Genomic DNA, 11,599 nt, shown 5'->3' on the forward strand with positions numbered 1-11,599 from the left:
CGATAATCTTGCATTTGAAACTTTAGAATTCTAGGGAGCTTATCAATCTTTAACTTCTGGTACTTAGGACTATTAGAGTCTTCAAAATTCAATTGGCGTAAAGGGATGTTTCTAGAGACAAAGATTAAAAGTGTATAAAGTTCTTTTTGTAGATATTGAATATATAGTACTAAATAAGATATAATGGAGTTCACAATGACCACCCTTTCTTTATTAATTGTGAGCTGGGAACTTCAATTATATCAAGAAATGGGGGGGCATTGTTTTTTTATACAAAAAAACTTTGAAACCTTTAAAATATAATGATTAGTTAGTAAAAAAAGAGTGTCAAACTTGACACTACGAAAGTAAACAAAGGAGTGTTAAAATGAAAAAACTAGGTTTACTACCTAAATTAATTATTGGCATCATAATTGGTATTATTCTTGGAACCACAAGAATTGAGTTTTTAGTAAGGCTATTAGTAACTTTTAGTGGAATTTTTGGTAACTTCTTGGGATATGTTATCCCGCTACTAATTATTGGATTTGTTGCTCCTGGGATTGCAGAGCTAGGGAATAAAGCAGGAAAGCTACTTGGTATTACTGCAGGGATAGCTTATGCATCAACAGTACTAGCTGGAATATTAGCATTTGTTGCAGCTTCATTGATTTTACCAGCGATTATAACGGCTGGCAGAGAAACTGCGGCAGAGGGATTGGTGGCAGAGCCTTACTTTGAAATACAAATGCCTGCTATCATGGGGATTATGACAGCCCTTGTAACTGCCTTTTTACTAGGACTAGGAATGGCAGCCATCAAAAGCGATACTATGTTCCGATTTATGAAAGAGTTCCAACAGATTATTCAAAAAGTAATAGAAAGTATCATTATACCATTATTGCCTATACATATCGCTGGGATTTTTTCCAGAATGGCTTATGCTGGGGAGGTAGCTGAAACCCTAGCTGTATTTGGCAGAGTATTTATCTTGGTTATTGCTATCCACATCATTTTCATTATTTTCCAATACCTAGTTGCAGGATCTATTACTGGTGTCAATCCCTTTAGAGCGATAAAAAATATGCTGCCAGCTTATTTTACTGCAATTGGAACCCAGTCCTCAGCAGCAACGATACCAGTTACTGTTAGAAGTACATTGAACAATGATGTATCCGATGAGGTAGCAGAGTTTGCCATACCTCTATGTGCCACTATACATTTAGCCGGTAGTACCATTGCATTAACAATGACGGCTATTGCTGTTATGGCCATTGAAGGCATGACCTTAGGCTTTGGAGAGGTATTACCATTTATTTTGATGCTGGGTGTAACGATGGTGGCAGCTCCTGGTGTCCCTGGTGGTGCCATCATGGCGGCAGTAGGATTGCTAGAAACCATGCTGGGCTTTACTGATGGACAGTTAGCATTGATGATGGCTCTATATATTGCTCAAGATAGCTTTGGAACTGCAGCAAATGTAACTGGTGATGGTGCCATAGCCTTGATTGTAAATAAATTTGCAAGGAGCTAAGGAAGAAATCAAGCACTAAATAAATATAAATCAAAAAGAAGAGGTAGTCAAACCTCTTCTTTTGATTTTTCTCCTTCATTTTATTGTCTTAGGTCAAAGAAACTACCAAATAAACTACCCGTATATGGAAGGATAGGGCATTGATATCAACGATGGTAAAAATTACATTTTTGAGAAAAAACAGGTGATTTCAATAATCAAAAGTTATAGTAGATGTTTTATCAATGTGATGGTAAATTCTAAAACTTGTGTCAATTCTTCTTACAAAGTATAATAAAACACAATGATAATTATGTAATAATAATTATTGACAACTTTGGAGAAGGAGGCGACGCAAATGACAAAACAGAAAATGGGTCTTACAACGAAAATCATGATAGGACTTGTTGCAGGTATGGTTACGGGTATTATTTTATATAATTTTCCTGCAGGAGTACTAAGAGATACCATTATCATTGATGGATTATTTCAGTTGGTAGGACAATTATTCTTAAGAGCTATTTTGATGATGGTAGTACCACTGGTATTTGTATCACTAGTTAACGGTTCTGCCAGTATGGGAGATGTTAAAAAACTAGGTAGAATAGGGGTAAGAACGGTCTTATTCTATTTAGTAACAACAGCAGTTGCCATCTCTATAGCATTAGGATTAGCTTCAATTGTACAGCCTGGAGTAGGATTGGATCTTTCTGAGATTGTGACAAGGGAACCTAGTATTAATGAAGGTGTTCCACTGGTTGAGGTACTGATTGACATGATACCAAGAAATCCAATCGCTGCTATGTCTAGCGGTAATATGCTTCAAATCATTGTATTCGCAGTATTTATGGGAGTAGGTTTATCTGCTTTAGGAGAAAAGGTTAAACCAATTGTCAGTTTATTTGATCAGTTAAATGATTTGATGATGAAAATGGTTGGCTATGTTATGCTATTGGCTCCTTATGGTGTGTTTGCATTGATTGCTAGAACCTTTGCTAATGAAGGTTTTGATGTTATGATCCCTCTACTGAAATATATGGGAACAGTAATAACAGCCTTGATTATCCATGCAGTAATCACCTATGGTGGTCTATTAAAAGGATTTACAGGATTAAATCCAGTACGATTCTTTAAAAAGTTTTTACCAGCATTTTCAGTAGCTTTTTCTACTGCAAGTAGTGGGGCAACACTACCGGTTACAATGGAAACAGTAGAAGAGAGGATTGGCGTATCAAAAAATATTGCTTCCTTTACCTTACCTTTAGGTGCTACTATCAATATGGATGGAACTGCTATCATGCAAGGGGCAGCCACTATTTTTATAGCGCAGGTATATGGTATTGAGCTAACCTTTGCTGCTATCATGACAGTAATATTAACAGCAACATTAGCATCTATTGGTACAGCTGGTGTTCCGGGGGTAGGATTAATCATGTTGTCTATGGTACTACAGTCTGTAGGACTACCTGTAGAAGGAATTGCATTAATTATGGGTATTGATAGACTGCTAGATATGTCAAGAACAGCTATCAATATTACAGGTGATGCAGTATGTACAGCTATCATAGCCAAAGCTGAAGGTGAGTTTGACCAAAGTATCTTTGATGCTGATGACACAAAAACCACTACTGTATAATAGATAAAATAATGCCCTCCAGAACTGGAGGGCTTAGTTATTCTTAAAGTCGATGATATGAGAATTTGTTTCTAAAATAGGCTTATAGATATTATTAAATTCGATTCGATAGTTAAACTCAACCCATTCTTGGTTTATGGGATCCTTGATATCAATATTTCTAATGATCAAAAGCTCTTCTCTCATATTGGATGCTTGTAGCAAAGGCAAGCCTGAAGGAGCCCATATACCACTTTTTCCCCAAAAGATGCTTCCAGTTACTTCATGGGAGCCTACGCAGTTGACTCCTAAACTCCAGACTTGATTATGTGCAGCCTTAGAAGAGTTCATTAGGTCCCATAAATAACCATAATAATTATCAGTTCGAATATTCATTAAGGAATAATCTCTGATGGCTTGTGCTCGCCAAGCGGCTATGGTCACAATGACATCTACATCATCAATAAAAGCATATTTTTTTGCTAGGTCCATAAAACATAAATCATAGCAGGTTAAAAAACCAAACCTTCCCCATTTTGTATCGATAACCAGTCTTTTATCAGAGCCTCTTTTAAAATAACGCTGCTCTAATGGTGTTAAAAAAATCTTATCATAAATAATAGACTCTTCATAATGATCAATTTTACTGTTGATAACATAGGTGGAGTTATAAAGACTACCATTTTTTTCTCTAGCATTATTTATAAATACATATTCCAGGCCCTTGCCATTATCAACTAGGCTATTTCTAATATTATTAAGACAGTTTTTTACTAAATTACTCTCACCAGCCCGGAGGTGATGAAAAATCTCCTGATCCTCAAGGGACTCCCAAATATACCCTGTTATAGCGAGCTCGGGGAAAATAACGATGTTTACCCTTTTTTCATGGGCTATCTCAATAATTTCTTCGATTTTTGCTAAGTTTTTATGCAAATCTATGGAAGTATTTATATTTGCTAGAAGAACAGTAGGACAATCCTCCTTGTGGGAAAAAACCCTCTCGACTATTTTTGAACGTAGCATCTGCTTCTCCTTCTTTATGATAAATTTTGTTTTTAGCGAAAAGTACTTAGTGTTCTATAAACTGCTATATATTTATTATAAAAACTTAGTGATTACTTTACTCCAAAAGTCAAAATCTTTTAAACGCAGCATTTTAACTGTCTGTTGAGATAATTGCAAAGTTACTTCTGTAATACCTGCAAATCGATATTCTCTACCATCACTGACGATAACAATTGAGTTTTCGAATCTATACTCTGGATTAACTTTAATAACTGTTTCCGTTGGAAAAATCACACTAGATGTAAAGGAGCGATATGCGTTGGTATTTATTGGTGCTAAAGGTGTCACTTGCAGTATGTTAAGCTTAGGGTCCACAAGACTCCCTCCAACAGAGTAGTTATAAGCGGTACTGCCTGTAGAGGTAGCCACTAAAATACCGTCTCCACTAAAACGTTGTATTAGATGATTATTTACACAAATACTCAGGTGAATTGTTCTGGACTTATCACCCTTAATAACGATTTCGTTAATACCTCGAGTGTCTATACAGTTATCCCTAGTGCACACTGTTGCATCAATAGGGCTAATCTCTTCAATATAAAAATCTCCTGATACATATTTTTCTAAAAAGGTATCTATCTCATCTGGATCAATTTCAGCAAAAAAACCAAGATGTCCAGTATTAATACACAAGAAAGGTGTATCAGGAAAATCATATCTATGCAAAGCTCTTAAAAAGGAGCCATCACCACCAATAGAAATTATGAGTTCCGCTTCATGATTAAAGGCATCAGAAACTTCAAAGCCTTGTGCTAGAAGCTGTTTTTTGAAATAAGCAGCAGTATCTATAGAAAATTTTGATTTACTATGTACGATATTTATAATACGTCTCTTCATATAATAGATCCTCCTTTTTTAAAGATAAAAAAAGCTATGAAACTCATCAACAGATGTGTATTGTTTACCATAAAACAATAGTTGAAGTCAATATTTTTTATTACTATATATTTGTTATTATACTATACTTTGACAATCATAATAATAGCTTTATATAAAATAATAAAAATATTAGGATAATTATTATCAGTACCCTTCATTTAGTCTTGCTATTCTCACTATATATTATAATACTTTTTCATAAAGCTTGATTTAAAGGGAGTCTTTCTATTGAACAAACTCCTGCAAGCTTATTTAAAGGATATAGTATTTGGATGATGATTTAGATGAAAACAAGGTCTAGTGATACACTTAAGAAAAGATGTATTTACTTGATATTTCATCCTTTAAAGCCTATAATAGTGAAGATAAGGAAAAAAGTGGGTGAAAAAATGATTATAAAGAGTCAACAAAGTGAAAACATGATTACCTATTTGGTTGAAGAAGTGGAAGGAAAGGAAACGATAAAAAATCTTTTGAAAAAGGAATTAAATGTTTCCAGTCGTCTTCTGACAAAGTTAAAAAAGAATCGTTCCATTTTTTTAAATAATCATTATGTAAAATATCATGAAGAAGTAAATAAGGGAGATGTCATAAAAATTGTAATGACAGAGGAGCCCAATCAGTTTGTTCCAGAAGATATACCTTTTTCTATTGCCTATGAAGATGTGGATGTGATCATCGTCAACAAACAACCAGGCATTGTTACTCATCCTACAAAGGGGCATGCTATAGGTACTATTGCCAACGCAGCACAGTATTACATAGAAACAAACAAATTAAACTGTAGAATAAGATTTGTAAATCGATTGGATATGGATACCTCTGGATTATTAATCATTGCAAAAAATCCTTATACCCACCATGTCTTATCTGAGCAGATGCAATTAGATAAGATTGAAAAAAAGTATATTGCCTTCGTGCAAGGGGTTGTGGAAAAGGATTTTGATACCATTGACCAACCCATAGGAAAACCTACAGAAGATGCAATAAAAAGAGTAGTAGGCCCTGAGGGGCAGAGATCCGTGACGAAATATAAAGTAATAGAAAGATATAAAAATGCTACTTTGATAGAGGTACAACTATTAACAGGAAGAACCCACCAAATAAGGGTGCATATGTCCCATATTGGTCATCCTTTAATAGGTGACAGCTTATATGGCAAAAGCTCTGAGTTCATAGATCGACAAGCACTTCATGCAAGCTATTTAAAATTTTTGCAGCCAAGATATAAAGCGGTGGTAGAGATAAAGGCAGATTTTCCAGAGGATTTGAAGCAATTACAGGATAAGCTAAGGAGTCATAATACATAAAGGTAACAACTTCATCTACAGAGAAACTCCTAAACTCTATTTTACAAAATACAAAAAAACTCTTAAAACAAAAAACTCTTAAAACATTGATTTTAAGAGTTTTTTTGTATTTTGGTGGAGATAAGTAGACTTGAACCCCTGCCCTCTTGGCTTTTAACCAAATCTGTGATTTTCCCAAATAAGGACATTAATAGGGGTTATAGCTATTATAGGGGTGGTATGGGTTACATACTGGCTGATAAGCAGATGGATATAGGTGGTATCTATGATTCACATTAAAGACTTCTTTTATTGGCTTAGCTAACATTATATGGCTGATCTTCAAGGGCGGTGCTTCAATCCATGAAAAACCTAATAAAATAGATTAATCAATGAAATACCATACTAATACTTAATGAAACAACAATAATAGAATATGGTATAATAAATAAACAGAAAATATGATTATTTGAGGGATATGATTATGTCGAAAGAACATTTTTTCTTATATCTAGCTTATGGTTTGACCTATATTTTGATGGGTATCTTTGCAAGCTACAAGAAAGACCAAGAGGTAAGTCAGCTACCTTTGGTAAAATCCTTAAAGTATTTAGGGGTTTTTGGCATTACTCATGGGTTGTCTGAGTGGGTTACTATGGTGGTCATTGCTGATTTATATCCGGACCTTTATGTATACCTTTTTATCATAAAGCAATTTTTAAAGGCGATTTCCTTTGCATTTTTGATAGGCTTTGGAACCACATTGTTACCGAAGGATATTAGCTATAGAAGGATTATGAATAAGCTTCCAATAATACTGCTGGCAGTTTGGGGCAGCGGGTTCATTCTTTTAATGGCAAGACATGGTTTGCTTTATCATCTTATAAGGCCACAATATAATGTTATATTATTACGCTATTTCATGGGACTGCCGGCAGGAGTAATTACAGCTTTTGCATTAGGATTACAGGCTAAGCTGATGCATAAGAGAAATTTAGGTATAATCGCTAAGAAATATAAGCATCTAGCCTATATTTTTCTTGTTTATGGATTAGTAGATGGGTTGATTGTAAGGGAGATGGAATTTTTTCCTGCAAATGTTATTAATAATCAAGCCTTTCTACAATGGTTTGGATTTCCTATACAAATTGTAAAAATCATCGTTGGAATTGGCATTAATATTCTATTGATTAGAGTAATAGAAACCTTTGGCTGGGAACAGAAAGAAAGACTAAAGCAGTTGCAGCAGCGTAAGATTGCCGATGAGGAAAGAAGAAAACTGGGACTGGAAATACATGATAGTATTATTCAGAGTATCTATGCAGCTAATTTAAAATTGCAATGTTTGATAAATAATAATAATAATAAAGACAAAGCAGCCCATGAACTGATGCAGGAAATAAAAATTGATCTAGGGGATACTATTAGGAAAACTAGAGAATTTATATCTACCACCTCTATACAGACAGTTGAGTTACAGGATTTAAACAATAGTATTGTCCAATTGGCTAAAACATTTAATAGCAATCAGGATATTAAAATTCATGTAGAATCTCAAATGCCACAATTAGATTTAAGGGAGTTATCTGCTGAAAAATCCAGCCAAATTTATTATATAGTTCAGGAAGCTGTTAGCAATGTTATAAAGCATTCCAAAGGGAATAACGCTAAGGTTTTATTAAAAACAGAAGATGCTTTTCTTCATATTAAAATCATTGATGATGGTGTAGGTATTCAGTTTGATAGTATAGACGCAAAAAAACAGTTTGGTATTATCTCCATGAAGAAAAGAACTGAAGCAGTTGGAGGAACCTTTAAAATAAAAAATCTTAAACCGGGAACAGAAGTTGAATTGATAGTACCGTGGGAGGACTCAAATGATGGTGAATAAAATTAGGGTATTAATTGTAGACGACCATAGTGTAGTGAGGAAGGGACTAAAAATGTTTTTAGCCTCCAATCCTTCTCTAGAGGTATGCGGAGAAGCGGAGAGCTTGAGAGATGCCATCAGGATGATTGATAAAACTAACCCTGATGTGATTATTTTAGACTTTAAACTTCCTGATGGAGATGGTATCAATGGAAGCATCACCATAAAAGCTCGTTTCCCAGATATCAAAATTATTATTTTAACAGCCTATACCGAAAGAGAAATGGTGATTGGGGCAATCCGGGCTGGTGTTGATGCTTATTTATTAAAGGATATAGAGAGTGAAGAAATAATTAAAACAATCATAGCTGTATATGAGGGAAAATCCGTGTTAGATGCTTCTGTCACGGAGGAGGTTTTTAGCACCTTAAAGGTGGATAATGGAAATATAAAAAGCAAGTATAACCTAAGCCCTCAGGAAACTAAAATTTTGGAGATGATTGCCCTAGGCAAGGTGAACAAGGAGATCGCGGAAGCTTTGAGCATCTCTGACAAAACAGTGAGAAATTATATCAGCAATATTTTTAAAAAATTAAATGTTTCCAATAGAACAGAGGCTGCCAGCTACTGGATAAGGAAAACAAATATTCAGTAGGGACAAATGTACCTATCCCAAAGGACTTATTGCACTGTTCAAACTCCCTCTACAAAATGATAAGTTATTAATATAACAAAGTTTTGTTAAATGCTAACAGATTACCATAATAATAGAGGGGAGACTTGAAATGAAGAAAATTTTGTTGATGACATTAGTGTTGATATTAGTAAGTGGAGTAGCTCTAACAGGATGTACAGCTACTGAAGAACCGGTAACAGCAGCAGAGGATGTAGTGGAAGAACCAGTCGCTATAGAAGAGGATAATGAATCAGAAGACTACGAAAACGGAAGATATAGAGGGATTTATGGAGACGGTGGAGAGCAGCAGGTAAGTGTACAATTTGATTTAGAGGACAACGTTATCAGTAATGTAAGTTTTAGACATTTATATTACTCAGGAACCGACTATCGTAAATTAGAAGAGGGAGAAGCATTATACCCAATCCTACAGCAGCATCAGCAAATAATAGAGTACTTAGAAGGAAAACCATTATCAGCAATCTATGACCTTTATACACCTGGAGATTTCATCGAAGATATTGATAGCTTTTCAGGCGCAAGCATCAGAGGCAGTAAGATCTTCTCTGCCATCAAGGATGGTTTAAATAGAGGACTTTATACACCTGCAGGGAACTTCAGTAGAGCTATTGAAGAGTATGAAAATGGAAGATATAGAGGGATCTATGGAGATGGTGGAGAGCAGCAGGTAAGTATCCAGTTTGATGTAGAGAATAATAGCATTAGTAATGTAAGCTTTAGACATTTATATTACTCAGGAACCGACTATCGCAAATTAGAAGAGGGAGAGGCATTATATCCAATTCTACAACAGCATGAGCAAATCATTGAGTACCTAGAAGGGAAACCATTATCAGCAATCTTTGACCTTCATACACCTGGAGATTTCATCGAAGATATTGACAGCTTTACAGGAGCTACTATTAGAGGAAACAAGGTATTCTCCGCAATTATGGATGGCTTAAACAGAGGACTTTATTCACCAGCAGGTGACTTCAGTAGAAATATTGGAGCATATGAAGATGGAAGATATAGAGGAATCTACGAAGATGGTGGAGAGCAACAGGTAAGTGTTCAGTTTGATGTAGAAAACAACAGTATCAGCAATGTAAGTTTTAGACATTTATACTATTCAGGAACCGACTATCGTAAATTAGAAGAGGGAGAAGCATTATACCCAATCCTACAACAGCATGAGCAAATCATAGAGTACCTTGAAGGGAAACCATTATCAGCAATCTTTGACCTTCATATACCTGGAGATTTCATCGAAGATGTTGACAGCTTTACAGGAGCCACTATTAGAGGAAACAAGGTAATCTCCGCAATTATGGATGGATTAAACAGAGGACTTTACTAAAACTATATAATTCCTGTGAACCCTTTACATGATGTTGGGATAAGGAGCATTTCCCCCATATATAAAAGTTTGTTAATCTAGCATCCAAAGCGGTTCAGGCAAAATATGATAGAGTCAGATATAAGTCTGGCTCTATTTTAAATACAATGTAATATAAACTGCAAAGTGGATTAAATAAAAGCATCTTTAATACAAAAAAGAACCGATTAACGGTTCTTTATTTTTGGTGGAGATAAGGGGACTTGAACCCCTGACCTCTTGACTGCCAGTCAAGCGCGCTCCCAACTGCGCCATACCCCCTCGCAAAAATAAGTATACTATAAAAGCGAATATTTGTAAATAAATTTTATGTACTAACAAAAAAGTGGTTACCATAGAATATATTATAGAGATGCTTTTTATATAATCATGTCGAGTATACGACAAATAAATAGAAAAATGCAAAACATTTGCGGAATTTCACTAACGATTTTCTAATGAATTTGAAGGACTTATTTGAAGACTATAGAACTTAGTATGAATATGCTAAAACTATATAATTCTAAGCTAAATTATATTTCTTAAATAAATTATAATCTTATATTAAAATAACTTGGAATATTTATGCTGGATATGTAAATCCCTTTAAATACTTTTCAATAAAGCTATTAGGAGGCGATTATAGTGAAAAGAGAAGAAGAACTAGAGTATTCAGAAGAAGATTTAAGGGAAATTGAATTAGGCTTGGAAGAATTATCATTACAATTAATCGATATTTTAAATCGATATAAATCTCATAATATTATTGATGATGTGGAATATCATAATCACATAAAAATAAAAAAAAGTTTTTTAGAATATATAAAAAACCAAGGATTAAATCAAGACTAATTTGGCAACAAAACCCTTAGATATCATATGATAATATAAAGAGCGAAAAAAAGGGGGGGATATGATATCTGAGGGTATTGATTTAATTACAGCAGATTTTCTAATGACTTTTACGGGAGCAGTTTTAGCTACCAATATCATTACACACTTTGTTAAGGATTACACCCCTGACTGTATTGACAGAAAAATTGTAACCCTTGTAGTTGCAGCTTTTGTTATGTTTTCTAATCAGTTAGTTTTTCACACCCTTTCTTTAAAATCCTTATATCTTACTTTTTTAAATTCTTTTTTAGTAGCAACTGCTGCTATGGGCAATTATGAAGTTTTATCAAATAAGATGAAGAGAAGGATAGAAAAGGATCTGGAAAAAGAGAAGGTGTTACAAAAAGAGAAGGAGCTAGAAAAAGAAAAAGCAGAGATTAGAAAAAAAATAAAAGATAAAGTATAAGAGTAAAAGAGTGCTAGGCAAAACAGGTCTAG

At 34.4% G+C, this 11,599-nt stretch carries 11 protein-coding genes and 1 tRNA gene; 8 read left to right on the forward strand and 4 right to left on the reverse strand.

The window, feature by feature from the left end:
* The coding region (locus BMX10_RS18210; RefSeq protein WP_330387950.1) for a hypothetical protein at positions 1–194 on the reverse strand (194 nt) is incomplete at its 3' end.
* Between the two features lie 173 nt (positions 195–367).
* Between BMX10_RS18210 and BMX10_RS15250 the strand changes: the two genes are divergently transcribed.
* Both BMX10_RS15250 and BMX10_RS15255 read left to right on the forward strand, forming a co-directional pair.
* On the forward strand, positions 368–1,513 hold the full coding sequence (locus BMX10_RS15250) for a dicarboxylate/amino acid:cation symporter (RefSeq protein ID WP_090446228.1): 1,146 nt from the start codon (positions 368–370) through the stop codon (positions 1,511–1,513).
* A gap of 337 nt (positions 1,514–1,850) precedes the next feature.
* Complete coding sequence (locus tag BMX10_RS15255) at positions 1,851–3,128, forward strand: dicarboxylate/amino acid:cation symporter (RefSeq protein WP_090446231.1); 1,278 nt, start codon at positions 1,851–1,853, stop codon at positions 3,126–3,128.
* 33 nt (positions 3,129–3,161) lie between these two features.
* Here the strand turns inward: BMX10_RS15255 and BMX10_RS15260 are convergent, their stop codons facing one another.
* A complete protein-coding gene (locus BMX10_RS15260) occupies positions 3,162–4,133 on the reverse strand; it encodes a carbon-nitrogen hydrolase family protein (protein WP_090446233.1) in 972 nt (323 codons plus the stop codon).
* A 75-nt stretch (positions 4,134–4,208) separates the two neighbouring features.
* Entirely contained in the window at positions 4,209–5,012 is an 804-nt protein-coding gene (locus BMX10_RS15265) for an NAD(+)/NADH kinase (protein WP_090446235.1), read from the reverse strand.
* Positions 5,013–5,443: 431 nt separating this feature from the next.
* Here BMX10_RS15265 and BMX10_RS15270 point away from each other — a divergent pair, with 431 nt between their 5' ends.
* From BMX10_RS15270 to BMX10_RS15285, 4 genes are all read left to right on the forward strand, one after another.
* A complete protein-coding gene (locus BMX10_RS15270; protein WP_090446301.1) occupies positions 5,444–6,364 on the forward strand; it encodes an RluA family pseudouridine synthase in 921 nt (306 codons plus the stop codon).
* 463 nt (positions 6,365–6,827) lie between these two features.
* Positions 6,828–8,234: a sensor histidine kinase gene (locus tag BMX10_RS15275; RefSeq protein ID WP_170834851.1), complete on the forward strand. Its 1,407-nt coding sequence runs from the start codon at positions 6,828–6,830 to the stop codon at positions 8,232–8,234.
* A complete protein-coding gene (locus BMX10_RS15280) occupies positions 8,221–8,868 on the forward strand; it encodes a response regulator (RefSeq protein WP_090446240.1) in 648 nt (215 codons plus the stop codon). The genes BMX10_RS15275 and BMX10_RS15280 overlap by 14 nt, the downstream gene beginning before the upstream one ends.
* A 130-nt stretch (positions 8,869–8,998) precedes the next feature.
* Positions 8,999–10,249: an FMN-binding protein gene (locus BMX10_RS15285; protein ID WP_090446242.1), complete on the forward strand. Its 1,251-nt coding sequence runs from the start codon at positions 8,999–9,001 to the stop codon at positions 10,247–10,249.
* 224 nt (positions 10,250–10,473) lie between these two features.
* On the opposite strand, the gene BMX10_RS15290 is transcribed toward BMX10_RS15285, so the two are convergent.
* A tRNA-Ala gene (locus tag BMX10_RS15290) sits at positions 10,474–10,549 on the reverse strand.
* 363 nt (positions 10,550–10,912) lie between these two features.
* Here BMX10_RS15290 and BMX10_RS15295 point away from each other — a divergent pair.
* Together BMX10_RS15295 and BMX10_RS15300 are read left to right on the forward strand one after the other, a co-directional pair.
* The gene (locus BMX10_RS15295) at positions 10,913–11,119 is read left to right on the forward strand and encodes a hypothetical protein (protein WP_090446244.1); all 207 of its coding nucleotides are present in this window, start codon (positions 10,913–10,915) and stop codon (positions 11,117–11,119) included.
* Positions 11,120–11,180: 61 nt separating this feature from the next.
* Positions 11,181–11,567, forward strand: coding sequence for a hypothetical protein (locus BMX10_RS15300; RefSeq protein ID WP_090446246.1), 387 nt, complete (start codon positions 11,181–11,183; stop codon positions 11,565–11,567).
* Positions 11,568–11,599 lie beyond the last annotated feature (32 nt).

The sequence above is a fragment of the Natronincola peptidivorans genome (assembly GCF_900111615.1).
Lineage (GTDB): Bacteria > Bacillota > Clostridia > Peptostreptococcales > Natronincolaceae > Natronincola_A > Natronincola_A peptidivorans.

Coding starts and splice junctions, on each gene's coding strand:
- BMX10_RS15300 (WP_090446246.1), top strand. CDS start 11,181: ATGATATCTGAGGGTATTGATTTAATTACAGCAGATTTTCTAATGACT.
- BMX10_RS15280 (WP_090446240.1), top strand. CDS start 8,221: ATGATGGTGAATAAAATTAGGGTATTAATTGTAGACGACCATAGTGTA.
- BMX10_RS15250 (WP_090446228.1), top strand. CDS start 368: ATGAAAAAACTAGGTTTACTACCTAAATTAATTATTGGCATCATAATT.
- BMX10_RS15260 (WP_090446233.1), bottom strand. CDS start 4,133: ATGCTACGTTCAAAAATAGTCGAGAGGGTTTTTTCCCACAAGGAGGAT.
- BMX10_RS15285 (WP_090446242.1), top strand. CDS start 8,999: ATGAAGAAAATTTTGTTGATGACATTAGTGTTGATATTAGTAAGTGGA.
- BMX10_RS15265 (WP_090446235.1), bottom strand. CDS start 5,012: ATGAAGAGACGTATTATAAATATCGTACATAGTAAATCAAAATTTTCT.
- BMX10_RS15275 (WP_170834851.1), top strand. CDS start 6,828: ATGTCGAAAGAACATTTTTTCTTATATCTAGCTTATGGTTTGACCTAT.
- BMX10_RS15255 (WP_090446231.1), top strand. CDS start 1,851: ATGACAAAACAGAAAATGGGTCTTACAACGAAAATCATGATAGGACTT.
- BMX10_RS15270 (WP_090446301.1), top strand. CDS start 5,444: ATGATTATAAAGAGTCAACAAAGTGAAAACATGATTACCTATTTGGTT.